This window comes from Paracoccus maritimus, from assembly GCF_025195095.1.
GTDB classification, from domain to species: Bacteria; Pseudomonadota; Alphaproteobacteria; order Rhodobacterales; family Rhodobacteraceae; genus Paracoccus; species Paracoccus maritimus.
Window position 1 is genome coordinate 289,886 of the sequence record NZ_JANAVZ010000004.1, and the last position, 23,616, is coordinate 313,501.

At 64.7% G+C, this 23,616-nt stretch carries 24 protein-coding genes and 1 riboswitch; of the genes, 8 read left to right on the forward strand and 16 right to left on the reverse strand.

Annotated elements, in window-relative coordinates:
• Nucleotides 1–27 precede the first annotated feature (27 nt).
• The 8 genes from MU516_RS09115 to MU516_RS09150 all read right to left on the reverse strand — a co-directional run bounded on the left by MU516_RS09115 (nt 28) and on the right by MU516_RS09150 (nt 7,464).
• Nucleotides 28–2,700: an ATP-binding protein gene (locus MU516_RS09115; RefSeq protein ID WP_260276913.1), complete on the reverse strand. Its 2,673-nt coding sequence runs from the start codon at nt 2,698–2,700 to the stop codon at nt 28–30.
• Complete coding sequence (locus MU516_RS09120) at nt 2,690–3,013, reverse strand: hypothetical protein (protein ID WP_260276914.1); 324 nt, start codon at nt 3,011–3,013, stop codon at nt 2,690–2,692. Before MU516_RS09120 ends, MU516_RS09115 begins: the two co-directional genes overlap by 11 nt.
• A gap of 31 nt (nt 3,014–3,044) precedes the next feature.
• On the reverse strand, nt 3,045–3,404 hold the full coding sequence (locus MU516_RS09125) for a response regulator transcription factor (protein ID WP_260277021.1): 360 nt from the start codon (nt 3,402–3,404) through the stop codon (nt 3,045–3,047).
• A gap of 101 nt (nt 3,405–3,505) precedes the next feature.
• On the reverse strand, nt 3,506–4,780 hold the full coding sequence (locus MU516_RS09130) for a short-chain fatty acyl-CoA regulator family protein (protein ID WP_260276915.1): 1,275 nt from the start codon (nt 4,778–4,780) through the stop codon (nt 3,506–3,508).
• 163 nt (nt 4,781–4,943) lie between these two features.
• Nucleotides 4,944–5,801 (reverse strand): ATP-binding protein, encoded by an 858-nt coding sequence (locus MU516_RS09135; protein ID WP_260276916.1) that lies wholly within the window; start codon nt 5,799–5,801, stop codon nt 4,944–4,946.
• A complete protein-coding gene (tatC, locus tag MU516_RS09140; RefSeq protein ID WP_260276917.1) occupies nt 5,798–6,685 on the reverse strand; it encodes a twin-arginine translocase subunit TatC in 888 nt (295 codons plus the stop codon). Before tatC ends, MU516_RS09135 begins: the two co-directional genes overlap by 4 nt.
• 1 nt (nt 6,686) lies before the next feature.
• Nucleotides 6,687–7,202 (reverse strand): Sec-independent protein translocase protein TatB, encoded by a 516-nt coding sequence (gene tatB, locus MU516_RS09145; protein ID WP_260276918.1) that lies wholly within the window; start codon nt 7,200–7,202, stop codon nt 6,687–6,689.
• A 22-nt stretch (nt 7,203–7,224) separates the two neighbouring features.
• Complete coding sequence (locus MU516_RS09150) at nt 7,225–7,464, reverse strand: twin-arginine translocase TatA/TatE family subunit (protein WP_209055538.1); 240 nt, start codon at nt 7,462–7,464, stop codon at nt 7,225–7,227.
• Between the two features lie 157 nt (nt 7,465–7,621).
• On the opposite strand from MU516_RS09150, the gene MU516_RS09155 reads away from it, so the two are divergent.
• The 8 genes from MU516_RS09155 (at nt 7,622) to MU516_RS09190 (ending at nt 13,270) form a co-directional block, all read left to right on the forward strand.
• The gene (locus MU516_RS09155) at nt 7,622–8,239 is read left to right on the forward strand and encodes a MarC family protein (protein ID WP_260276919.1); all 618 of its coding nucleotides are present in this window, start codon (nt 7,622–7,624) and stop codon (nt 8,237–8,239) included.
• Entirely contained in the window at nt 8,239–8,808 is a 570-nt protein-coding gene (locus tag MU516_RS09160) for a retropepsin-like aspartic protease family protein (protein WP_260276920.1), read from the forward strand. The genes MU516_RS09155 and MU516_RS09160 overlap by 1 nt, the downstream gene beginning before the upstream one ends.
• Before the next feature lie 33 nt (nt 8,809–8,841).
• Nucleotides 8,842–8,946, forward strand: a riboswitch (TPP riboswitch).
• A gap of 47 nt (nt 8,947–8,993) precedes the next feature.
• The gene (gene thiD / locus MU516_RS09165) at nt 8,994–9,797 is read left to right on the forward strand and encodes a bifunctional hydroxymethylpyrimidine kinase/phosphomethylpyrimidine kinase (protein WP_260276921.1); all 804 of its coding nucleotides are present in this window, start codon (nt 8,994–8,996) and stop codon (nt 9,795–9,797) included.
• A complete protein-coding gene (locus tag MU516_RS09170; RefSeq protein WP_260276922.1) occupies nt 9,794–10,786 on the forward strand; it encodes an FAD-dependent oxidoreductase in 993 nt (330 codons plus the stop codon). The genes thiD and MU516_RS09170 overlap by 4 nt, the downstream gene beginning before the upstream one ends.
• Nucleotides 10,755–10,952, forward strand: a complete 198-nt coding sequence (thiS, locus tag MU516_RS09175; protein ID WP_260276923.1) for a sulfur carrier protein ThiS — start codon at nt 10,755–10,757, stop codon at nt 10,950–10,952. Before MU516_RS09170 ends, thiS begins: the two co-directional genes overlap by 32 nt.
• 1 nt (nt 10,953) lies before the next feature.
• Nucleotides 10,954–11,724, forward strand: a complete 771-nt coding sequence (locus tag MU516_RS09180; protein ID WP_260276924.1) for a thiazole synthase — start codon at nt 10,954–10,956, stop codon at nt 11,722–11,724.
• Entirely contained in the window at nt 11,721–12,317 is a 597-nt protein-coding gene (locus MU516_RS09185; protein ID WP_260276926.1) for a thiamine phosphate synthase, read from the forward strand. Before MU516_RS09180 ends, MU516_RS09185 begins: the two co-directional genes overlap by 4 nt.
• Entirely contained in the window at nt 12,314–13,270 is a 957-nt protein-coding gene (locus MU516_RS09190; protein ID WP_260276928.1) for a HesA/MoeB/ThiF family protein, read from the forward strand. Before MU516_RS09185 ends, MU516_RS09190 begins: the two co-directional genes overlap by 4 nt.
• An 84-nt stretch (nt 13,271–13,354) precedes the next feature.
• Here MU516_RS09190 and MU516_RS09195 read toward each other — a convergent pair whose 3' ends face one another.
• From MU516_RS09195 to MU516_RS09230, 8 genes are all read right to left on the reverse strand, one after another.
• Nucleotides 13,355–14,776 carry an alkaline phosphatase D family protein gene (locus MU516_RS09195; RefSeq protein ID WP_260276929.1) on the reverse strand — a complete coding sequence of 474 codons (1,422 nt, stop codon included), beginning with the start codon at nt 14,774–14,776 and terminating at the stop codon, nt 13,355–13,357.
• Between the two features lie 108 nt (nt 14,777–14,884).
• Entirely contained in the window at nt 14,885–16,366 is a 1,482-nt protein-coding gene (locus MU516_RS09200) for a phospholipase D-like domain-containing protein (RefSeq protein ID WP_260276930.1), read from the reverse strand.
• 85 nt (nt 16,367–16,451) lie between these two features.
• Entirely contained in the window at nt 16,452–17,405 is a 954-nt protein-coding gene (locus tag MU516_RS09205) for an ABC transporter permease (protein ID WP_260276931.1), read from the reverse strand.
• 6 nt (nt 17,406–17,411) lie between these two features.
• Nucleotides 17,412–18,710, reverse strand: coding sequence for an ABC transporter permease (locus tag MU516_RS09210; protein ID WP_260276933.1), 1,299 nt, complete (start codon nt 18,708–18,710; stop codon nt 17,412–17,414).
• Between the two features lie 56 nt (nt 18,711–18,766).
• Nucleotides 18,767–19,849, reverse strand: coding sequence for an ABC transporter substrate-binding protein (locus MU516_RS09215; RefSeq protein ID WP_260276934.1), 1,083 nt, complete (start codon nt 19,847–19,849; stop codon nt 18,767–18,769).
• Nucleotides 19,850–19,945: 96 nt separating this feature from the next.
• The gene (locus MU516_RS09220; RefSeq protein ID WP_260276935.1) at nt 19,946–21,016 is read right to left on the reverse strand and encodes an ABC transporter substrate-binding protein; all 1,071 of its coding nucleotides are present in this window, start codon (nt 21,014–21,016) and stop codon (nt 19,946–19,948) included.
• A 95-nt stretch (nt 21,017–21,111) separates the two neighbouring features.
• On the reverse strand, nt 21,112–22,185 hold the full coding sequence (locus tag MU516_RS09225; protein WP_260276936.1) for an ABC transporter substrate-binding protein: 1,074 nt from the start codon (nt 22,183–22,185) through the stop codon (nt 21,112–21,114).
• 18 nt (nt 22,186–22,203) lie between these two features.
• On the reverse strand, nt 22,204–23,307 hold the full coding sequence (locus MU516_RS09230; protein WP_425606838.1) for an ABC transporter ATP-binding protein: 1,104 nt from the start codon (nt 23,305–23,307) through the stop codon (nt 22,204–22,206).
• Nucleotides 23,308–23,616 lie beyond the last annotated feature (309 nt).

Genomic DNA, 23,616 nt, shown 5'->3' on the forward strand with positions numbered 1-23,616 from the left:
TCTGGCAAAGACAGGTTGAGAAAGCGTTTATTCCTGCCCCGGCAAGGTCCCCCGCAGCGTGCCGCCTGGCGGTCTTGCGGGCAGAGTGATCCGGAACGCCGCGCCTCCCTGCCCCGGCAGATAGGCGATATCGCCGCCCAGAACGGCCATGATCTCGCGACAGATGGCAAGCCCCAGACCGGCACCCCCGGCGCGCGACGGATCATTGAGACGCGCGAATTTCTCGAAGATCAGCGCCTGACGTCCGGCCTCGATCCCCGCACCGTTGTCGAAGATGTCGATCTGCGCGCCGCCGGGATGCAGGCGACGGACGCGGATGCCCAGCACCGGCCGCGCGGCATCGCAATATTTGCGTGCGTTGGACACGACATTGATCAGCACCTGCAACAGACGGTCGGCATCGGTGATGACGGCCACATGCTCGGACGGCAGGTCACGGTCGATGGTGAAGACACGTTCCGGGCGGGTCGCAGAGGCGGCGTCCAGCGCCCGGTCGATCAGATCATGAAGATTTGCGACGCCCAGTTGCAACTGCGTGCCGCCGCTTTCCAGCACCGACAGATCCAGCAGGTCGTCAAGCAGCCGGGTCAGGCGTCCCGCCTCGGCATGGATGATCCCGGCAAAGCGCGCACGCTCTTCCTCGGACAGATCGGGTGTCATCAGGATCTCGGAGAAGGCCCGGACCGAGGTCATCGGCGTCCGCAACTCGTGGCTGATCTGACCCAGAAAGGCATCCTTCTGCACGGAAAGCGCCGTCAGTTTGTCATTCGCCTCGCGCAGCTGGGTGGCCGTGCGCGCCAGTTCGCTGGTCGCGTTTTCCAGGCGCTGGGTCTCTTCCTTCGCCCGCTGCGCCTCGTCGGCGACTTCCAGCAGGTCCGACACGGTCAGCGCCACGCCCCCTGCCACGCGATCGATCATCGCATGTGCGGTCGCCGCCCCGATAGATCCGGCCAGCCGGCGTTCCAGCCGCGTCAGGAAATTGGGAGTCATGTCCGGCAGATAGCCCGATTTTCCCTGCGCCGCCGCCTCGGCCTGAAAGAACCGCAGGGCGGCGTCGGCGCCCCAGACGCGGCGCGTCATCGCCAGCAACGGCTCGGCCCTGTCGTCGCCGCGCATCATCCGGCTGTGCCGGATCGGCTCGACCGCGCTGACAAAGGACAGGCCCTGCAACCGCTCGACCGGGTCGGGCAGACCGAAGATCGACACTGTGATGAAGGCCACCGTGTTCAGCGTCAGCGCCACGAAGATGCTGAAGGCCAGCGGATCGACCCCCTGCGGCAGTTCCGGCACCTTGCCGATCCCGACCGATGGCAGAAAGATCAGTAGCATCCATAGCGCAAAGCCGATCCCGAACCCCGCATAGGCGCCTTGGCGGTTGGCACCTCGCCACATCAAGCCACCCAGCATCACCGGCAGAACCTGCGCCATGCCGGTGAAGGCCACCAGCCCCATCGCGGCCAGCGCCGCCGCCCCGCCCGAGGCTTCGTGATAGACCCAGCCGGCACCGACGACGGCCAGAATGGCAAGCCGGCGTGCGTTCAGAACGAAGCCGCGCAGATCCTCGGTATCCTCGCCTGCCGGGCGCCGGCGCAGCCCCAGCCAGAATGGCACGATCCAATGGTTCGAGATCATCGTTGCAAGGGCGATGGCGCATACCACCACCATCGAGGTCGCGGCCGAAAAACCGCCCAAAAAGACCAGAAAGGCCAGCAGATTCTGCCCGGACGCGGCGGGCAGCGTCAGGACAAACAGGTCGGGATTGGCATCGGCTGGAAGCAGTTCGCGGCCCATCACGGCGATCGGCAGCACGAACAGCGACATCGCGAACAGATAGGCCGGGAACGCCCATCCTGCGACATGCAGCCGGTCTTCGTCGGCGGCCTCGACGACCATCACCTGAAACATGCGTGGCAAGGTCACGACCGCCGCCGCCGCAACCAGGATCAGCGCGGTCCAGCGATCTGGCTTCAGCAACCATCCCTCGGCAATCACAGGATCGTCGGTCGCGCGCGCGATCCGCGCCAGCATGTCGGCGGGACCGTCTGCAAGCCCCCACACGACGAAGATCCCCAGCGCCAGAAAGGCCAGCAGCTTGACCAACGCCTCCAGTGCGATCGCCGTGACGACGCCGTGATGACGTTCGTCCGCGGCCAGGTTGCGGGTGCCGAACAGGATGGTGAACAGAGCCAGCCCGGCCGCAACCCACAATCCGGTTCCCCCGGCGACGCCGTTCAGTGCCGCATCCGGCGCGTCATCGGTCGCGAACACCTCGAAGGACAGACGCACGGATTGCAATTGCAGCGCGATATACGGCGTCGCCGCGATCACGGCGATCAGCGTGATCAGTGCGGCCAGCGGGTTCGATTTCCCGAAACGGGCCGAAATCAGATCCGCGATCGAGGTGACATGGTGCATCCGCGCAACGCGGACAAGGCGGCGCAGTCCCCACCAGGCGCCCGCGAAGACCACCGTCGGCCCCAGATAGATCGTCGCGAACTCCAACCCCGATCGGCTGGCATAGCCGACCGCCCCATAAAACGTCCAGGCCGAGCAATAGACCGACAGCGACAGCGTATAGATCAGCGGATGATCCAGCCACCGCACCCGACCACGCGCGGCCGCGCGGTCGGCGGCGAATGCGACCCCGAACATCAGGACGACATAGGCCAGACAACCGGCGACTAGCGTCTCAAAGGGCATCGCCGTTCCTTTCGGACCGTTCTTCCTGCGTGGCCCTGGCCACCCCTGCGGCATCGGCGACCTCTGCCTCGGCACGCAATGTGGCGGCTTCAGCGCGCAGCAATGCGCGATGCAGCAACCAGACCGCAAGAATCATCGCCGCCCACAAGCAGAACAGCCAGACAGCACCCGAGGCAAAGCTGACCTCGCGCGGCATCCACCAGACCGGCACCAAGACACTCAGCACAGCGATGACGGGCAGCACGCGGGCCGCATCGCCCAGACGGCGACGCCGGAACGAGGCGCGTTCCAGAAACAGCGGTCGGTCCGGCATCAGCACGCACCTTTCGCGGGGCAGTGTGGTGTCATGCCAGCATCCGGCGCACCATGGCGCGCAATTCATCGTTGGCGAAAGGCTTGGGCAGCACGGCATCCGACTGTGCGGCGGCGCTGACCGTATCGCCCCGCGCGGTCAGCATCAGCACAGGCGTCGCGGCCAGCGCCGGATCGGAGTCCGCGCGCAGATCGGCCAGAATCTCGGCACCCGAGCGGTTCGGCAGCATCAGATCAAGGATCAGCAGCCGCGGCCTGCAGTCGCGAATCGCCTCGATCGCGCCACGCCCGTCGGCATGCAGCGCCAGCCGCCAGCCGTCGCGGTCCAGAATGAAACGCACCGCCTCGGCGATGTTCGGTTCATCCTCGATCATCAGGATATCCAGCACCATCGGCTCTGCCCGGCCTCCCCCCATGCAGATGCAGCAGATCATGGGCCGGAAGCGCCGCACCTGTCAAAGCCCCATTCCATCTCGGAACCGGCACAAAGGTCCTATCTGGCCAGCAGGATCGACGGCTCGCGTCGCGCGGCGCAATCGGCACGCGGGCAGATGCGGCATGACGGGCCGATGGGAACTTCCGGCAGGGCCGGTGCCGACGCGGATGCGGGGGCGGGTTGAAAAAGCATCTGTGCACGTCCCAGCACCGGCCCGCTGATCCCGGACGGCTGGCTGCGCGTCGCATAGCTGAGCGTCGTGAACCTGCGTCCTTCAGGCGTCACCACCAGATGCGCCATCGCCGTCTGGGGCGCTGCAAGCGCCTGATATAAAGGCCAAAGCGGGCAGGCATCGCCGGGACGCGGCAATGGAAATCCCGGCGCCGGGCGGCGCAGCGTCAACGCCCCAGAGCCGTCGCACACCAGCAGCCCGGCACGGGCGAAACCTTCCGGGCGCAACGCCGCAAGCCGGCGCATGACCAGGTCCAGCGGCGCACCCAGACGCGCCGCGATCGAAACGGCATCGGCCTGATCCACCGAGGCCGCGGACAGGTCGGCATCGGGCAGCCGTTCACGCTCTTCCTCGAGTCTGGCAAGATGCGTCCGCGCCAGTTGCCGTGCGGCGTCCGAGGCCAGGTCGCCTGCCTCGTCCACCGGCGGCGCACCTGCGGCCATCCATGCCTCGACTTCTTCCTGCGGCGTGAAGATCGGGCTTTCGGCCTCGAAACTGTCCAGATACGCCACCAACGCCTGCGCCGTGGTGGACAATCGCAGGCTGTCCTGATCGAGATTTGCGTGAAATCGGTGACGCCAGTCGTCAGGAATCTCGCCTTCATCGGCCAGTATTGACGCGGTCGAGCGGACCGACGTCACCGCCGAGAGGATTTCGTGCAGCGTAGTCAGCAGATATGGATCCTGCCGCATCCGGTCGGATAGATTGACCAGTTGCCGTTCAAGCGCCTCGGACCGGCGCGCGGTCGCCATCAGCGCCTCGGCCCAACCCGGAAACCGGGCAAGGAATTCCGGCGCTTGATCAAGTTCCGGCGGCGACCCCGACACGATCTCGGGCGCGCGGGATGCCGCGTCCCGCAGCGCCGCGATCCGGGCCTCTTCCCGTCCCTCCGCAAGATCCTCGGAAGGCACCTGAAGCACCTCGGCCAGCCGCTGGACCAGGTCGGCTCCGACCGGCCTGCGGTTATGTTCGATGAGGTTCAGATAGGCGGGTGAAATTCCAGCCGCCCTGGCAACATCGGCCTGCCGACGCGACAACGCAAGGCGTCGTTCGCGAATGCGGGTTCCGGTCAGGACATGGGGCGCGCCGCGCTGGGTCATGGAAACGATGAAACCGCGCGGCGAAGATCAGTGCAAGCCGGTTCGGGCGGCATGGATCGAAACGAACCGCGAGGGGGTGCCGACCTTGCGGTCGGCGTGCTGCCGCCCCAGCCGGGACCGCGCCGCTGACGCGGCGCGCGGACGGCAGCACGCCAAGGCAGCATCACACCGGGATGCCGTGCCTGCCCGCAAGATCCGTGAACAGTTGCCACGCAACACGTCCCGACCGGCCGCCGCGGGTCGCCTGCCATTCGACGGCTTCGGCCCGCAGAAGCTCGGGCTCGATCGGCAGGTCATAGGCGTCGCAATAGCCCTGAACCATCGCCAGATACTCCTCCTGCGAACAAGGATGAAACCCCAGCCACAACCCGAACCGGTCCGACAATGAGACTTTTTCCTCGACCGCCTCTCCGGGATGGATCGCTGTCGAACGTTCATTGTCGATCATGTCGCGGGGCATCAGGTGCCGGCGGTTCGACGTGGCGTACAGGATCACATTCCCGGGCCGGCCGTTGATGCCGCCATCCAGCACCGCCTTGAGTGACTTGTACTGCGTATCGTCATGGCTGAAGGACAGGTCGTCCGAGAACAGCAGAAAGCGCCTGTCGCGCGCATGGCCAAGGATCGCCAGCAGACGCCCGACCGAACCCAGATCCTCTCGTGCGATCTCGACCAGCACCAGCGGCAGCCCCTGTGCCACCGCTTCGGCGTGAACGGCCTTGACCAGGGACGACTTGCCCATCCCGCGCGCGCCCCATAGCAGCGCGTTGTTGGCGCCGAAGCCGCGCGCGAATTGCAGCGTGTTGGCCAGCAGAGTGTCCTTGGAACGGTCAATCCCGATCAACTGCACCAGATCGACGCGATTGACGATCTCGACCGGTTCCAGACGATCGGGATCGGGATGCCAGACATAGGCGGTGGCTTCGGTGAAACTGGGCACCGGCGCGGGTGGGGGGGCCAGACGTTCAAAGGCCTCGGCGATCCGGGTCAGCGCGCAGGTCTCGTCGCCCTCTCCCCTCATGCGCCGTCCTTTTCGTCTTCGTCGTCATCGACCCACAGCCCCTGGGCCCGCAGTTCGGCCTCGCGCCGCTTCTGGATCCGGCGAACCAGCTGGATCGAAATTTCGTAAAGGCCGTAAACCACCGTGAACAGCACCACCTGGCTGACGACGTCAGGTGGCGTGGCGACGGCGGCCAGCATCAGAATGGCGACGACGGCGTATTTGCGGACCGAGCCAAGCCCTTCGGCCGTGACCAGCCCGGCCTTGCCCATCAGGGTCAGAAGCACGGGCAGCTGGAAGCTGAGCCCGAAGGAAAGGATGAACTTGGTCGTCAGCGACAGGTATTCGTCCACCGAGCCCTGAAAGACGATCGCCGCCATCGGATTGTCAGCGACGGCCTGCGCGGCCTCGCCCGAGCCGTCATCGGGCAGTGCAAGCGGCCCCTGCTGAAAGCCCAGGAAGAAATCGTAAGCCATCGGCAGGATGATGTAATAGGCGAAAGCCGCGCCCAAAAAGAACATCACAGGCGAGGCGATCAGGAACGGCAGAAAAGCGCTTTTCTCGTTGCGATACAGGCCCGGCGCGACGAAACGCCACATCTGATAGGCGATGATCGGAAAGGCCAGCGCAAAGCCGCCAAGCAACGAGATGCGGATGGCGACGAAGAAGCCTTCCTGCAATTTCAACAGGATCAGGCCGCATTCCTGGCCGCGCAATTCCAGAGCGTGGCAGATCGGCCGCGTCAGGAAATTGTAGATCGGATTCCAGACCGTATAGCACAGCACCATTGCCACGATGAACGCCAAGAGCGACCAGATGATCCGGGTGCGCAGCTCGGCAAGATGTTCGATCAGCGGGGCCGAGCTGTCGTCAAGCTCGTCGTCCGGATGGGTCTTGCTGGCCAATTCAGTCGTCTTTCATGTCGCTGCGACGCACTGCGTGCAAACGCCTTGCCCCGGTGCCCGGGGTGGTCGCCGATTGTCCGTCGGATTCGGTTTCGCCGGTTGCAGCCCCGGTCTTCGACGTCGCCGCCGATGCCGCACTTGCGGCGGTCGCGCCGTCGCCGGCCGGCTTCGGCGTCGCACTCGGATCCGCACCAGGATCGCGTTGCGCCTTGCCGCGCGAATCCGGCACCTTGGGATCCCATTTCTCGAAACGGTCGGCAGCACGATCCAGCGCATCCAAGCCCAACGACTTTTTCGAGGTCAGGGATTTCAGCTCGTGGATGCTGTTCGATGCCTCGTCCAGACCCGACCCCTTGGCCGCGTCCTCCATCGCCGAGGTAAACTCGCGCGCCATGCTGCGCGCCTTCGCCGTAAACCGCCCCAGCGAGTGAAACAGGTGCGGCAGATCCTTGGGACCGACGACGATCAGCGCCACGACGCCGATCAGCAGCAGTTCGGTCCAACCGATATCCAACATGATGCGCCGCGCCCTTGCCCGATCAGCTGCGGTCGGTGGTGTGCGGCGTCACGTCGCGCGCTTTTTCGCCGGGCACATCACGTGTCTCGTCGTCGGTGGCGGCGTTCTCGATCTCTTCCGAGCCGTCCTTGACGCCCCTCTTGAAGGCCGTGATGCCCTTGCCGACTTCGCCCATCAGGGACGAGATCTTGCCGCGCCCGAACAGGACCAGCACAACGACTGCGATCAGAAGAAGGCCGGGAAGGCCGATATTGTTCAGCATGCGAAACTCCCTTGCCGGACGGGCCGACCGTCCGCGCGACAGATTTAGGGCCTCGCCGCCCGGATTGCAAAGCCCGAATGCAGGATCACGCAAGCGTTTGGATCCGGGCGCCGTCGTTGCGCTTGGCACCGCGGGCGGGGCGGGCGATAAGGGGCGGATGGATATGTCGCCCTATATCACGGCTTTCGTCACGCTGTTCGTGGTCATCGACCCGGTCGGACTGGCGCCGATCTTCATTGCGCTGACGCCCGGCATGGACAGTGCACAGCGCCGCCGGATCGGTTTCCGCGCGCTGGTCATCGCGGCGGTGCTGCTGACCATGTTCGGCCTTGCCGGCGAGGCGATCCTGTCGGGCATCGGCATCTCGATCTCGGCCTTCCGCATCGCCGGCGGGCTGCTGCTGTTCCTGACCGCGCTGGACATGCTGTTCGAGCGGCGGACCGAGCGGCGGGAGGGTCAGGGCCATGACGACCCGTCCGACCACGATCCCTCGGTCTTTCCGCTGGCCATGCCACTGCTTGCCGGGCCGGGCGCGCTGGCGACGATGATCCTGCTGGCCGGGCAGCAGCCCGGCTGGGGTCATATCGTGCTGGTGCATCTGGTCATGCTGGCGGTGCTGGCGATCGCGATGATGCTGTTCCACCTGGCGACACCGCTGGCCCGCGCCCTGGGCCGGACCGGCACGATGGTTGTCACCCGTCTTCTGGGCATGCTTCTTGCGGCGCTTTCGGTGCAGTTCGTCATCGACGGCCTGAAGGGCTCGGGGCTGCTGTGATGGCCGGTGAAGACGGGATGCAGCTTGCCTACTATATCGTCCTGCTGGTGGTGATCGGCGGTGCGATGCTGTTCGAGTTGTCGGGCCGTGGCGGTCAGGCGTTGCGTCAGCTTGTGCTGTGGGTTGTCATCTTCGCCGGCGCGATCTTCGCCGCCGATCTATGGCTGGACGGCGGCGGCCCGCGGCAGCAGGTCATGCAGGGCGGCCGGATCGAGATCCCGGTCGGCCGCGACGGTCATTTTCACCTGACCGCCGAACTGAATGGCGTCGACGTGCGGTTCATCGTGGATACCGGCGCCTCGACCATCGCCCTGGGCCCCGAGGACGCGCGCCGCATCGGCATCGAGCCCGACGATCTGGCATATGTCGGACGGGCGATGACCGCCAATGGCGAGGTTCAGACCGCGCCTGTCACGATCGACGAATTCGCGATCGGCGACATCGTGGATCGCAATGTGCGCGCCTGGGTGATCGGCGGAGATCTGGACGGCTCGCTTCTGGGCATGTCCTATCTGCGCACCTTCGCGCGCGTCAGTTTCGAAAACGATCTTCTGATCCTCGAACGCTGACTTGAATCCCGCTCGCACCGGGTCTAGGCTTTCGTCATTCCGTTGGGGTGCCCCGAGATCCGGGGCTGAGAGGCCGCGTGCCAACCCATCGAACCTGATCCGGGCAATGCCGGCGTAGGGAACGGAGTTTCGGGGCCGGACGCGCCCCCTCCCCCCTTCATGTCGCAACCCATCGGAGGAACGACATGGCAGGGGTTCCCACACTGCTGATCATCGCGGGCTCGGACAGCGGCGGCGGCGCCGGCATTCAGGCCGATCTGAAAACCGCGTCGGCGCGCGGCGCCTATGGCACAACCGCGATCACGGCGGTCACGGCGCAGAACACCCGCGGCGTGCACGGGGTGGAACTGCTGCCGCCCGAACTGGTCGCCTTGCAGATCCGCGCAGTGCTGGACGATATCGGCGCCGATGCCATCAAGATCGGAATGCTGGGGTCGGTCGGCATCGTGCGGGCGGTGGCCAATGCACTGCGAGACTATCGTGGCCCGGTTGTCCTGGATCCGGTGATGATCGCGAAATCGGGCGACGCGCTGCTGGACGACGACGCCATCGCGGCACTGCGCGACGATCTGCTGCCGCGGGCCGCGCTGCTGACCCCCAACCTGCCCGAGGCCGCGCGGCTGACAGGCCGGGACATCGCGAAGCAGCAGGACGACATGCGGGCGCAGGGTGCCGCACTGATTGCGCAAGGTGTGGGTGCGGTGCTGGTCAAGGGCGGCCACGCCCGCGGTGATATCTGCACCGACTGGCTGGTGACCGGGCAATCATCCCGGTCATATACCGCCCCGCGCGTCCACACGGCGAACACCCATGGCACCGGCTGTTCCCTGTCATCGGCCATTGCGGTCGAACTGGCCAGGGGCGCATCGCTGCCCGACGCAACGCAGCGCGCGCATCACTGGCTGCACGGCGCAATCCTGGCGGCGGACCGGCTGAATATCGGCGGCGGGCATGGGCCGGTGCATCATTTCCACGAGGTCTGGGCATGAGGGATCGGATCACCGTTCTGGGCGCGGGCGTGACCGGTCTGGCGGTCGCGACCGAACTGACGCGGCGCAATGCCCCGGTTCGACTGATCGATCCGCACGGCGCGCCGGGCGCGCATGGCTGTTCGTGGTGGGCGGGTGGCATGCTGGCGCCCTTCTGCGAGGGCGAAAGCGCCGAAGAACCCATCACCCGGCTGGGGCAAGAGGCCGCCGATTGGTGGCAGGCAGCCGGCGTGCCGGTCACGCGCCAGGGATCGCTGGTCGTCGCGCTGGGACGCGACCGGGCCGAACTGGACCGGTTCGCCCGACGCAGCACGAATCACGTTTCACTGGATCGCACCGCGCTTGGCGAGACCGAGCCCACCTTGGCTGACCGCTTTGATCGCGCTTTGCTTTTCCCGACCGAGGCCCATATCGCGCCGCGACAGGCGCTGGCGACCCTTGCCGCCGGGCTGGCTGACCATGGCGTCACGATTGAGGACGGCCCCCCGCAAGGCCCGGTGATCGACTGCCGCGGACTGGCAGCGCGCGACCGATTGCCGGACCTTCGTGGCGTGCGTGGCGAAATGGCCGTGCTGCGTGCGCCCGGTGTCATCCTGACCCGGCCCGTCCGCCTGCTGCACCCGCGTCACCCGCTGTACATCGTGCCGCGCGGCGAGGGCATCTATATGCTGGGTGCGACGCAGATCGAGACCGATCATCGCGGACCGGCCACGCTGCGATCCGTGGTCGAGCTGCTGAACGCCGCATATGCACTGGACCCGGCGTTCGCCGAGGCCGAGCTGCTGGAAACCGGCGCGGACGCACGCCCGGCCTTCCCCGACAACCTGCCGCGCATCCGCCGGCAAGACGACCGCATTATCGTCAACGGCCTGTATCGACACGGCTTTCTGCTTGCGCCCGCGCTGGCACGAATGGTGGCCGGGCTGGTCCTTGATGGAAGAAAACCGGAGGTGATGGATGAAGATCACGGTAAATGGCACGCCGCATGAGGTGACCGCCGCGACGCTGGAGGCCGTCTTGGCCGAACTGGGCTATGGCGTTCAGCACGTGGCGACGGCAGTCAATCAAAGCTTTGTCCCGGCGGCCCGGCGCGGCGCGCAGACGCTGCAGCCCGGCGACCGGCTGGAAATTCTTGCACCGATGCAGGGGGGCTGAGATGCCGGTTTTCTATGGCACCGAAATCGCGTCGCGGCTGATGCTGGGGACGGCGGGCTATCCTTCGCCCGCGATCCTTGCCCGCGCGTTTCGCCGCTCGGGCGCGGGCATCGCCACGGTTTCGCTGCGGCGCGAGGGTACAGGCGGTGCCGGCGCCGCATTCCGGGAACTGATCCGCGACCTGAACCTGCCGGTCCTGCCCAACACGGCGGGCTGCCACACGGTGCGCGAGGCGGTCACCACCGCCCACATGGCGCGCGAGGTCTTCGACACCGAGTGGATCAAGCTGGAGGTGATCGGCCATCCCGACACGCTGCAACCCGACCCGTTCGGGCTGGTTGAGGCCGCGCGCATCCTGACAAGGGACGGATTCCGGGTTTTCCCCTACACGACCGAGGACGGCATCGTCGCCGACCGGCTTTTGCAGGCTGGATGCGAGGTCCTGATGCCGTGGGGCGCACCGATCGGAACAGGGTTAGGCCTGAACAACCTGTACGGACTGCGCACTCTGCGCGCACAATATCCCGATGTGCCGATGGTGATCGACGCAGGTCTGGGCCTGCCCAGCCACGCCGCGGCGGCCATGGAGATGGGGTTTGACGCCGTGCTGCTGAACACGGCGGTTGCCAAGGCAGGCGATCCGGCGGCGATGGCCGAGGGCTTCGCTCGCGGCCTTGACGCGGGGCGTCTGGCCTATGAGGCCGATCCGATGCAGCCGCGCGACATGGCCGCGCCCTCGACCCCGATGATCGGACTGGCGGAGTTGGCATGACGCTGGATCGATTCTATCCGATCTTCGATCATCCCGACTGGCTGCGCCGTGCGCTGCCGCTGGGGGTCAGGCTGGTGCAACTGCGCATCAAGGACCGCCCTGCCGACGAAACCCGCGCCTTGCTGGAAGAGGGTCGCGATCTGTGTCGCCGGGCGGGCGCGGTGATGGTGGTCAACGATCACTGGCAGGCAGCCATCGAACTTGGCTGCGACTGGCTGCATCTGGGACAAGAAGATCTGGAGGGCGCCGACCTTGCCGCGATTCGCCGGGCAGGACTGCGGCTGGGGATATCAACGCATGACCATGCGGAACTGGATCGGGCACTGGCCCTGCAACCCGACTATGTGGCGCTGGGGCCGGTCTGGCCGACCATCCTGAAGAAGATGAGATGGCATGAACAAGGGCTTGAGCGGTTGACCGAATGGCGACATCTGGTCGGCGGGGTACCGCTTGTCGCCATCGGCGGTTTGTCGGTCGCGCGCGCGGCACCGGCCTTTGCAGCCGGGGCCGACATCGTGTCAGCCGTGACCGACATCACGCTGCACCGCGACCCCGAGGGGCGCATCCGCGAATGGATCGGGGCGACAAGATGACACGGTATGCAAGACAGCTGGCCGTGATCGGCCCCGACGCGCAGAACCGGCTGGCCAGGGCGCGGGTCCTGATCGTCGGCGCGGGCGGTCTGGCCGCACCGGTCCTGCAATATCTGGCAGGCGCCGGTGTGGGACGACTGCGACTGGTCGATCCCGACATCGTCGAGGTCACCAACCTGCATCGTCAGACGCTGTTTCGCATCGACGATCTTGGACAGGCAAAGGTTGCGGCGGCGGCGGCCTGCCTGGACGGGCTGAACCCGAATTGCAAGGTCGAGCCTATCGAGGAGCGACTGGACCCGGCCAATGTCGCGACACTTGCAGAGGGTTGCGACCTGATCCTGGATTGCGCGGACAGTTTTGCCGCAAGCTATGTGCTGTCAGATCATGCGCTTCAATCCGGGGTTCCGCTGATCTCGGGGTCGGTGATCGGACGGCAAGGTTATGCCGGCGGTTTCTGCGGTGGTGCGCCGTCCCTGCGTGCGGTGTTTCCGGACCTGCCGGACCGCGCCGGAAGCTGCGCGACCGAGGGCGTCATCGGATCGGTCGTGGGCGTGATCGGCAGCCTTCAGGCGGACATGGCGCTGAACTGGCTGGCGGGGCTGGCGCCGTCGCCCCTTGGCCGGATCATCAGTTTCGATGCCGGGCGCCAACAGTTCGGCGGCTTCGGCTTTGCCGATGCACCAGAACCGATGGGCCGGCTGCGCTTCATCGCGCCGGTGGATCTGCGGCCGGCCGACCTGCTGATCGACCTGCGCGCACCCGAAGAAGGCCCCCCGGTCCGCGAGGCGACGCTGCGCTGCGGCCCGGACAGGATCGGCCCTGATCTGCCGCAGCCCGGGCCGGGAGGCCGAACCGTGTTGTGCTGCAGATCGGGCCTCCGCGCATGGCGCGCGGCAGAGAAACTGGCGGACACCCGCGCCGGAACGCTTGTCTTGCTGGCCACCGGATGAAAGACTCCACCGAAGGGGCGCGGGCCGAGCAAAGCCCGGCCCGGTCTCTGCCGCCAGGCCGCAAGCCGCGCTGACGCGCGGCGATCAGTCCAGCGGCAGGGGCTGTGTCTGACCGGAATGTTCCAGATGCCAGACCGCCTGCCAACGTCTGCCGCGACGATCCAGCGTCAGGAAGTTTCGTTCCGCGATATATCGCTGTCTATGGCCAGGAAGAGGGCGGACACTGATCGGATGCCCGGACAACGGCGCCTCGGCCAGCCCGGCCAGCCATCCCAGCGCGCGTGCATACAGCGACGGCGGGGCGCGATGCGAAATGCCAGACGCCACAAGCTGGTGAATCAAGCTGTCCTGCGGCCCCATCTCGGCTCGGGTTGCCAGATGGATCTCGCCCGATAGAACGGTGACCGGCCCAGCCTCGCGCATCCTCAGCACCTGGCGCAGCATCCGCCGCCACTCCTCGCGATGCGCGTGGCTTTGCCACTGATCGCGCAGATCGTCCTCATAGTGCTGCATCCGGGGAATCAGCCCCATCACGCTTTCCAGCAGCGACAGGCGTGGCCCCAATAACGGCACGCTGGACACCATCAGCGTGTGCGCCCCCGCCTCGGGTCGGATGCTCTCGACACCTTGCCAGCCAGCCTCGTCCATCACACGCCTGCGGCGCCGTTCGGATCGCAGATCGGGCGCAAAGATCGTCAGCCCCGGCAGGTCGCGCCGCCACCCGAGGTTCCGGCCCGAAGGATCGAAAAACAGATCAGGAATATCCGCCTCGGTCGCGCCATGCTGAAACAGCAGATACATCTGCCGCGCAACGCGAAACAGAACCCGTCCGACATGCGAATCGGTCGCGGCCTCGGGCAACGACCCCCAACCATCGCAGATATCATGGTCGTCCCAGATCGACAGCGTGGGGACCGAGGCAAACAGCCCGGTGCAGTCCGGCGCGGCAAGGACCGACAGGTATCTTTGCAGGAAACCTGCGCGCAGATGATCCTCAAGGCCCGCCAGGGCCGCCGCATCGGGATCGGCGACGACCCGATCCGGCCACTCGTTGCTGAGAGGGTGCCCGTGCGTGGCCTCATCGGCATAGATCTGATCACCGCCCTGCAGCAGCAGCGCAAACGGTGCCCGCGCATGTTCATCCGCCAGCCGCGACCACATCAGGTTGCGTTCCGGGCCGTCGCGATCCAGATCGCCGTGTTCTTCGCCATTGCACGACACGAAGGCGATCCGCAGGTCGTCCGTCAGATCGGTCACGACAGGATGAAACTGTGCTCCGAACCCATAGCCGCCCTCGCGCTGCGCCAGGCGAAAGTCGTGGCGCCAGACCGACATCTCACCAACCGTGGCAATACGGCAAGGCGCGATTTCGTTCTGCGCGGTTCGCACGGTTGGCGGCGGTCCGACATCCGAAGGCCATATGTTGATCGCCGCAAGCCGAACACCGTCGTGATCCTGTCCGCGAAAATGCAGGATCGGGCCTGCCTGGTGTTCAGCATCTTTCATATATGCCTCGGTCGCCTTTTCCTGCCAGAACTGTCCAGATAGGTGCCGCGCGCGAGAATTGCACCGCCATGGTTCACAGCGCAGATCCGATTGCGGAAAGCCGCCGGTTCACCTGTGCCGGCGAAACCGGCTCCGCAGGCGTTTCCAGCCCCGGAACAGGCCACGCTTCTCGACCTGTTCGAAGATCATGTCAGGGCCCTCGGGGTCCAGGATCTCGTTGTCGGCCAGCCATTCCTCGGCCCCGTTCAGATCGGGCAGACGATAGTCGCGCAGCGTCCGCCCCTGCCCCTCGTCCACGCGCAGCCTGTCGATTGTCTGGATCAGCGATCCCGTCTGGTCCAGCATATCGGCAACCTGATCGGATGAGACGCCCAGATGTTCGGCGATCAGGTCGTTGCGAATCGCGGCGATTCGTTCTCTCACGCCCTCGTTTCCCGGCTCGTCCGCCGCCAGCACCACATCGCATTCTGTGTCCAGACGCATCGACCGGTTGTTGAAGTTCGACGACCCGACGCGCAGCCAGTGATCATCGACGATCATCACCTTGGCATGAATGTAGATCTCGGCCCCGCCATCGGTCAGGGCATGCAGGACACGCAGCCGGCCGTGACGGTCAAGACGGCGCAGCGCCTCGATCAGCCGTGCACGCGCGGAATCCATCGCCTTGCTGCGCAGCCAGCCCTCTGCGCTGACCGGATTGACGATCACGATTTCGGGGCAATCGGGTTGGGTCAGACGCTGTGCGATGGCGCGCGCCACCCGACGCGAAGCGAAATACTGGCTTTCGGCATAGATCGTCTGGCGGGCGCGACCGATCAGATCCAGATACATCGCCTCGATCTCGTGGATCGGGGTCACATCGTCCATTTCGGGACGCGTCCGGGCAATGGCAAGACGCACGTCACGGAACGACGGGGTCAGCGCGTCGGGCCAACAGCCGTCGTGACAGGTCGCGGGCTGCAATTCCTGACCGGTCGCGATCTTCCAGCGCTGGCGCGCCAGATCGCCCATGGCCTGTGCCGCCGCGCCGTCGAAGGCGCTGGTCGCATCGTGCCAAGGTGGATGCGGCGAGCCGTCTGGACCGCGCCGCTGCGGGTCGTCATCCAGATGTGCGCGGCGGTCCCAACGCCCCTCGGTCATGTCGATGCCGCCACAGAATGCGATGCTGTCGTCGATCACCACGATCTTCTGGTGATGCGAGCTTGCAATCGGATGATGGGCGTCAAGGCTGAGCGTGATGCGCGGATGTGCCTTCCAGCGCAGCACCGTCAGCAGGGTATTGCCCCGGAACATGGCCTTGAACGCACCCGTATCCCAGCGCAGAAGACGAATTTCCAGCGAGGGGGTGCGGTTGGCCAGCCAGGTCAGGAATTCACCCAGACGCGCCGGCCCTTCATCGGCCTTGCCGATGTCGATTCTGGGGTCGAAATCCCACCCGATCATCAGGATGCTGTGCCGGGCCTGCAGCATGGCCTGACGGGCCGCCGCAAAATAGGCGTCGGCATCGACGATAAAGGTAAATCGGTTCGAGGATTCGATGCGCCAGCAATTGCTGCCCGGCTGCAAAAGTTTTCCGCTATCCGCAGCCATGAAGTCCCTGCTTGTGTGTCCCACGCGGATCAAACCCTTCAGGCGGCCACAGGTTCCCTGCCCTGCCGCCGCGACCCGGGCAGCATCAGTGCGGGGTGATGCCCCGGATCCGCTCTGACCGGCGGCGCAGCAGTTCAACGGTGGTCAGCAGCGCAATCGAAAAGATCACCAGCAGCGTCGCGACGGCCAGGATCGCCGGACTGATCTGTTCACGGATGCCGTTCCACATCTGCCGCGGGATGGTCTGCTGATCCGGGCCGGCGATGAACAGCACCGCCACCACCTCGTCGAACGACGTGACGAAGGCGAATAACGCACCTGAAATGACACCCGGCAGGATCAGCGGCATGGTGATCCTGAAGAAGGTCGTGCGGGGATTGGCGCCAAGGCTGGCCGCGGCACGGTTCAGCGACTGATCGAAGCCCACCAGCGTCGCGGTGACGGTGATGATCACGAACGGAATGCCAAGCGTTGCGTGCGCCAAGACGACGCCCAGATAGGTCCCCGCAAGGCGGCCGCATTGCGGATCCAGCCCGAACAGCGTCAGCAATTCGCAGGGATTCGAATAGAAGAAGAACATGCCCGTCGCCGTGATGATCAGCGGCACGATCATCGGCGAGATCAGCGTCGCCATGATCGCCCGGCGGAAGGGCATTTCCGGGCGCGACAGGCCAAGCGCTGCAAGCGTGCCCAGCACGGTGGCCAGCACCGTCGAGAAGAAACCGATGATGATCGAGTTCTTGGCGGCATTCACCCATTTGGCGTTTGCCCAGGCATCCGCCCACCACGATGCATCGCGCGGCGCATCTGGGCTGAGCATCCCGAAGGTCAGCAGGCTGTCATACCAGCGCATCGAATACCCTTCCGGGTCGAATTCCAGCATCCGGTCGGTAAAGGTGAAATAGGGTTCGGCGTTGAACGACAGCGGGATGATGACCACGATCGGCGCGATCAGGAAGAAGAAGATCAACCCGCAGATCACCAGATAGGCATAGTGCCAGCTGCGCTCCAGCGGGGTTGCATAGGTCGGGACTGCCATTCGCGATTACCCCAGCTTAAGATTGTCGATGCCGACCATGCGGTCGTAGAGCCAGTAGAGGATCAGGACCGAAGCCAACAACAAGGCCGCCAGCGCCGCCGCCATGGACCAGTTCAGCGTGTCGGTCATGTGCATGGCGATCATGTTCGAGATCAGCTGACCCGAGGAACCGCCGACCAGCGCGGGCGTGATGTAGTAGCCAACAGCCAGAATGAACACCAGCAGCGCCCCTGCCCCCAGCCCCGGCAGCGTCTGCGGGAAATAGATGCGGCGGAAGGCGGTCCAGCTTGTCGCGCCCAGGCTGCGCGCGGCGCGGACATAGGATGGGTTGATCGTCCGCATCACCGAATACAGCGGCAGGATCATGAACGGCAGCAGGATATGGGTCATCGCGATGATCGTGCCGGTCTGGTTGTAGATCATCTGCAACCGTCCGCTGCCGCCGATAACGCCCAGCCAGACGAGGATGTCGTTGATCACGCCCTGCTGCTGCAGCAGCACCATCCAGGATGTGGTGCGGACCAGAAGAGAGGTCCAGAATGGCAGCAGCACCAGGATCATCAGAAGGTTCGACTTGCGCATCGGCAGCGTCGCCAGAAGATGCGCGACCGGAAAGCCCAGCAAGAATGTCAGTCCGGTGATCAGCAGCGACAGCCAGAAGGTGCGCATGAACAGCATCACATAGACGCGCTGGCGTTCCTCGACCTGCTGGATGCTGCCGTCATCGGCACGGGTCCGGTCCAGCGAGGCAAGGTAGAAATTGCCGGTATAGGGTGTCGATGCGTCGCGCATCGCGGCCCACAGGGTGGAACTGCCCCAGTCCTCGTCCATCTCAAGCAGCGCCTGATCATAGGGCGGCTCGATCCCGCGCCGGACCTTGCGGCCGGTCGAGGTGAACAGCGACCTTGTGCCCGGCACGTCATAGTTGATCCTGGTGCCGACGACCCCGATCGTGCGCGCCTCGGCAGATACCTGCAGATCATTCGCAAGCGCGGTCCATGCGGCCTCGTCCGGATCGGTGCCGCGCGGGTTTTCGGCAAACCATTGCGAGATCTGCGGCATGTTGGCCGAGAAACCGTCATTGTAGAACGACCGCTGCAGCATCTGCCCGATCGGCACCACGAAGGTGATCAGGATGAAGGCCAGAAGCGGCAACACAAGAAGAAAGGCACGGCGTTTGGCCCTGCGCTGGCTGCGCGCAAGGGCGCGCGACAGCGGCTTGCCGTCGGCGGTGGTCAGCGTGCCATCCGTCTCGCCCGAGGCGGTGGTCACGATGGCGGCATGTGGATCAAGAGCGTTCGCCATGATGTCCTCGGCAGTTAGGTCGCCGCCCCCGCGCCTGCGGAGGCGGCAGGATCAGATCACGAACCGGCCAGCCAGCTGTTGAAGCGTTCGGTCAGCTCGGCGTCGTGGTCGGCCCAGAATTCCGGGTCGTCCATCACCGCAGAGGTCATGTGATCCGGGTTGGTGGGCATGTGCGGCGCCATCTCGGTCTCGCCGTCCTGATACATGCCAACCAGCGCGGCCGAGGATTTGCGCGCCGGTCCATAGGCGATATATTTCGCCTGATCAGCAAGACGCTGGGTATCGGTGGCGAATTTCAGGTACTCCATCGCCGCCTCGGGGTTGGGCGAATCCTTCGGGATCACGAACATGTCCAGATCCATGTACTGGCCGTCCCAGATGATCTTGAAGGGCTTGCCCTCGGCCACCATCGCGTCGAAGAACCGACCGTTATACCCGGTCGCCATCGTGACCTCACCATCGGCCAGCAGCTGCACGGGTTGCGCACCTGCTTCCCACCAGACAACCTCGTCCTTGATCGTGTCCAGTTTCGCAAAGGCCTGATCGACGCCCTCATCCGAGCCCAGCTTGTCATAGATCTCGTCCGCGGGCACGCCGTCGGCGATCAGCGCCAGATACAGGGTGCGCTTGGGGTTCTTGGGCAGGCCGCGCTTGCCGGGGAACGCCTCGAGATCGAAGAAGTCGGCGGCGGTCGATGGCGGATTGTCCGCGAACTTGGTCTCGTCGAAGGCGATGACCGTGCCCCAGAAGATGTTCGCAACGGCGCAGTCCAGCAAGGCGCCGTCAAGGAAATCTTCCTCGGCCGGGGTGCCGTCCGGGGCGGCCGGCAGGACCGCCGGATCGATCTCGACCAGCGCGCCTTCGTCGCAAAGACGGATGGCGTCGGACACTTCGACATCGAACACGTCGCCGCTGATGTTCCTGGCCTCGACCTGCGCCTTCAATGGCGTGGCGGGGTTGTCGGCGGCGATCATATTCACCTTGATGCCGGTCTGTTCCGTGAAGGGCGCATTATACGCCTCGACCTGCGAACGTTCATACGCGCCCCCCCAGGACACGACATTGACCTCGCCTTCGGCGGCAACTGCTGCCGACGCAAGACCCGCGATCGCGGTGGTCAGAATAAGGGTCTTTTTCAAGATTTTCTCCCGTTGGATATTGCGGCTTTCGGCCGTCTCGTTGCTTGCCCGTGTTCGGGCCGGCGGACGCGACCCTCGCCGCGCCCGCCGCTTTCCTCAGCCGGCAAGCCAGCTGTTGAAACGCTCATTCAACTCGGCATCGCGATCGACCCAGAAATCCAGATTTGATCCAAGCGCGTTGGTCATGTTCGCCTCGGTCGTGGGCAGGTTCGGCCCCATCGGCTGATCGGTTCCTTCGATATTGCCGACCAGTGCGGCTGCCGAACGACGCGGCGGACCATAGCTGATGAATTCGGCGGCACGCGCCTGCTGCTTCGATGCCGTCGAGAAGGCGACGAATTTTTTCGCTTCCTCAAGATTTGGCGCGCCCTTGGGCATCACCCATCCTTCCATCTCGTAGATCTGACCATCCCAGATGATCTTGAAGGGCTTGCCCTCGCCATGCGCCGCGTTGAAGATCCGGCCGTTGAACGCATAGGCCATGGACACTTCTCCATCTGCCAGCAGTTGCGGTGGCTGGGCACCGGCCTCCCACCAGATCACGCTGTCCTTGATCTCGTCCAGCTTCGCAAAGGCCTGATCGACGCCTTCAGCCGTTTCCAGCACCTCATAAACCTGATCGGCGGGCACGCCGTCGGCCATCAGTGCCAGTTCCAGATTGAACTTGGCGCCCTTGCGCATGGTGCGTTTGCCGGGGAACTTCTCCAGATCGAAGAAATCCGCAGGTCCGGCGGGCTTTGCATCGGTGAACCTGGTATCATCATAGGCCAGCACCATCGAATAGACATCGGTGCCGACGAAACAGTCGGTGATCGCGCCATCGATGAAATCCTCTTCAGCAGGGGTTCCATCGGGTGCCGGTTCCAGCATCGACACATCGATCATCTCGACCAGCCCCTCATCGCACAGCCGCACCGCGTCGGCATATTCGACCGAGGCCACGTCAGCCGTGACATTGCCCGCTTCGACCATCGCCTTGATCGGCGTGGCGGGATTGTCGGCGTCCGCCATGTTCACCTTGATGCCGGTTTCGGCCTCGAACGGCTTGGCATAGGCTTCCAGGTGGCTGTTGCCATAGGCACCGCCCCAGGACAGCAGGTTGACATCGGCAAGTACCGGCGACGCCACAAGGCCAAGCGCGGTGGTCAGTATCAGGGTTCGGGTCATCGCTTTCTCCAACTGCACGATTCTCGCGGCGCCTTGGCCGTCATTCTTGGCCCTTGCGGGCAAGCGTCGCCGAACCCGAAGGCCCGGCGAAGAAATCAGGAGGCCAGCCAGGCCGCAAAGCGTTCATTCAGCTGCGACATGTTGTCGACCCAGAAATCGTTGTCGAACGCCAGCGCGTTGCCCATGTTCTCGGGCGAGGTTGGCAGGTTCGGCGGCATCGGAATATCGGTGTCCTTGTAGTTCCCGACCAGGGGCGCCGAACTCTTGCGCGGCGGGCCATAGCTGATCTGCATGGACGCGCGCGCCAGCGATTCCGCGCTGGTCGAGAACTTGAGATATTCCATCGCATTCTCGGGGTTCGGGCCGTCGATCGGCATGACCCAGCCTTCCATCTCGTAGATCTGGCCGTCCCAGATGATCTTGAAGGGCTTGCCCTCGTCCACGGCGGCGTTGAAGATGCGGCCGTTATAGGCCTGCGTCATCACCACCTCGCCATCGGCCAGCAATTGCGGAGGCTGGGCGCCCGCATCCCAGAAAATCGCGTGTGGCTTGATCGTGTCCAACTTGGCGAAAGCGCGATCCAGTCCCTCGGGCGTCGAGAGAACCTCGTACACCTCATCCGCGGGAACACCGTCGGCCATCAGCGCCATTTCCATGTTGAAGCGCGGCTCCTTCAGTACTCCGCGCTTGCCGGGATAGGCCTCGACATCGAAGAAATCAGCGATGCTGGAGGGCGGATTGTCAGGAAAACGGCTTTCGTCATAGGCGACGATCGTCGCATAAACATCCGTTGCGACAAAGCAATCCGACAGCCCGCCTTCCAGAAAATCTTCCTCGGCCGAGGTTCCGTCGGCGGCAGGCAGCAGATCGGCGGGGTCGATTTCCTGCAACATCCCTTCGTCGCACAAACGGGTCGCATCGGAATAGCCGATGCTGGCCACATCGGTGCTGACATTGCCTGCCTGCACCTGCGCCTTCACCGGCGTTGCCGGATTGTCGACATCGGTCATGTTGACCTTGATGCCCGTCTCGGCTTCGAATGGCTTGTTGTAGGCATCGATCTGAGACTGAGAGTAAGCCCCACCCCAAGACATGACTTCGACCGTGCCCTCGGCCATCGCCCAGGACGGCGAGACGAGAGCGGTGCAGATCAGTATGGTTCTTTTCATTGGCTTACCTCTTCCTGTTCAGATCGGGTCCAGGGCGCGTGCATCCGCCGGATGCCAGCCGACCTTGATCTTCTGGCCCGGCTCAAGATGCGTCTGGCCCTGGGTGTTACGCATCTTCATGACGAAATCATCCGCCCCCGCCACGTTCAGGCGGGCGCGAAGGATGTCGCCCATATAGATGACCTCGACGACGGTCGCGTCGATCATGTGCGCGTTCGGCGGCATCATTTCAGGTTTGAACTCGACCCGCTCGGGCCGGATCGACACCAGCGTCTGTTGCCCCTTTTCCGTAACGTTCACCGGGGTCGCGTCGATCAGTTCGCCCGATGACAGGCGCACAAGGGCGTTCTCGCCGCTCAACTGCTCGATGGTTCCCGGCAGCTTGTTGTTTTCACCGATGAACTGCGCCACGAAGCTGTTTTCAGGACGTTCATACAGATCGGCCGGTGCGGCAAGCTGCTGGATGCGGCCGTCGTTGAACACCGCAACCCGGTCCGACATGGTCAGGGCTTCGCCCTGATCGTGGGTCACATAGACGACCGTGATGCCCAGTCTTTCGTGCAGGTGCTTGATCTCGAACTGCATGTGTTCGCGCAGCTGCTTGTCCAGCGCCCCAAGCGGTTCGTCCATCAGCACAAGCTGCGGATCGAAAACCAGCGCACGCGCCAGCGCAATCCGCTGTTGCTGGCCACCCGACAGCTGCGCGGGACGGCGACTTGCGAAGCTGCCCATCTGAACCATGTCCAGCGCGCGTTTGACACGGGTTTCGCGTTCGTCCTTGTCCATCCCCCGCACTTCCAGCGGGAAGGACAGGTTTTCGCCCACCGTCATGTGCGGGAACAGCGCATAGTTCTGAAACACCATGCCGATGCCGCGCTTGTGGGGGGGAACCTGGTTGATCGGCTTGCCCGCCAGGCGGATTTCGCCATGGGTCGCGGTCTCGAAACCTGCCAGCATCATCAGGCAGGTCGTCTTGCCCGACCCCGAGGGCCCCAGCATGGTCAGGAATTCGCCCTTGCCGATCGCAAGGTTCAGGTCTTTGACGACAAGTGTCTGGCCGTCATAACTTTTTTGCACATGCTCAAAGGCGACGTAAGCGTCGCCAGTGCCTTGATCCAGCAATGAGCGCTCTCCCTGTTTTGATATGGTTATTCAGCGCGAGGCCGAGGTTACGCGCGCGATCGGCGCGCTGGCAACACAATTTGCGACATTTCTTTCGCAGGATGCGTCGACTGATTACATGGACATCACGCCGTGGCTGCGAAGCCCCCAGCCGGAACATGCCAAGGTTGCGAGAAATCCTGCTGCAAGGGCAATTCAACCCGTCAGGAACGCGTGGCGCCGGTTGGGGAAGGGTCGGACGATCCTGCGTCCTTGATTCCATGTTGACGGCGCAAAGCACCGAATCCGCCTGTGATCTGCCGGCAATTG

Bases quoted from the DNA above. Each gene is read 5' to 3' on its own strand.
- MU516_RS09115 (WP_260276913.1), bottom strand. From the start codon at position 2,700: ATGCCCTTTGAGACGCTAGTCGCCGGTTGTCTGGCCTATGTCGTCCTG.
- MU516_RS09120 (WP_260276914.1), bottom strand. From the start codon at position 3,013: ATGCCGGACCGACCGCTGTTTCTGGAACGCGCCTCGTTCCGGCGTCGC.
- MU516_RS09125 (WP_260277021.1), bottom strand. From the start codon at position 3,404: ATGGTGCTGGATATCCTGATGATCGAGGATGAACCGAACATCGCCGAG.
- MU516_RS09130 (WP_260276915.1), bottom strand. From the start codon at position 4,780: ATGACCCAGCGCGGCGCGCCCCATGTCCTGACCGGAACCCGCATTCGC.
- MU516_RS09135 (WP_260276916.1), bottom strand. From the start codon at position 5,801: ATGAGGGGAGAGGGCGACGAGACCTGCGCGCTGACCCGGATCGCCGAG.
- tatB (WP_260276918.1), bottom strand. From the start codon at position 7,202: ATGTTGGATATCGGTTGGACCGAACTGCTGCTGATCGGCGTCGTGGCG.
- MU516_RS09150 (WP_209055538.1), bottom strand. From the start codon at position 7,464: ATGCTGAACAATATCGGCCTTCCCGGCCTTCTTCTGATCGCAGTCGTT.
- MU516_RS09155 (WP_260276919.1), top strand. From the start codon at position 7,622: ATGGATATGTCGCCCTATATCACGGCTTTCGTCACGCTGTTCGTGGTC.
- MU516_RS09160 (WP_260276920.1), top strand. From the start codon at position 8,239: ATGGCCGGTGAAGACGGGATGCAGCTTGCCTACTATATCGTCCTGCTG.
- thiD (WP_260276921.1), top strand. From the start codon at position 8,994: ATGGCAGGGGTTCCCACACTGCTGATCATCGCGGGCTCGGACAGCGGC.
- MU516_RS09170 (WP_260276922.1), top strand. From the start codon at position 9,794: ATGAGGGATCGGATCACCGTTCTGGGCGCGGGCGTGACCGGTCTGGCG.
- thiS (WP_260276923.1), top strand. From the start codon at position 10,755: ATGAAGATCACGGTAAATGGCACGCCGCATGAGGTGACCGCCGCGACG.
- MU516_RS09180 (WP_260276924.1), top strand. From the start codon at position 10,954: ATGCCGGTTTTCTATGGCACCGAAATCGCGTCGCGGCTGATGCTGGGG.
- MU516_RS09185 (WP_260276926.1), top strand. From the start codon at position 11,721: ATGACGCTGGATCGATTCTATCCGATCTTCGATCATCCCGACTGGCTG.
- MU516_RS09190 (WP_260276928.1), top strand. From the start codon at position 12,314: ATGACACGGTATGCAAGACAGCTGGCCGTGATCGGCCCCGACGCGCAG.
- MU516_RS09195 (WP_260276929.1), bottom strand. From the start codon at position 14,776: ATGAAAGATGCTGAACACCAGGCAGGCCCGATCCTGCATTTTCGCGGA.
- MU516_RS09200 (WP_260276930.1), bottom strand. From the start codon at position 16,366: ATGGCTGCGGATAGCGGAAAACTTTTGCAGCCGGGCAGCAATTGCTGG.
- MU516_RS09205 (WP_260276931.1), bottom strand. From the start codon at position 17,405: ATGGCAGTCCCGACCTATGCAACCCCGCTGGAGCGCAGCTGGCACTAT.
- MU516_RS09210 (WP_260276933.1), bottom strand. From the start codon at position 18,710: ATGGCGAACGCTCTTGATCCACATGCCGCCATCGTGACCACCGCCTCG.
- MU516_RS09220 (WP_260276935.1), bottom strand. From the start codon at position 21,016: ATGACCCGAACCCTGATACTGACCACCGCGCTTGGCCTTGTGGCGTCG.
- MU516_RS09225 (WP_260276936.1), bottom strand. From the start codon at position 22,185: ATGAAAAGAACCATACTGATCTGCACCGCTCTCGTCTCGCCGTCCTGG.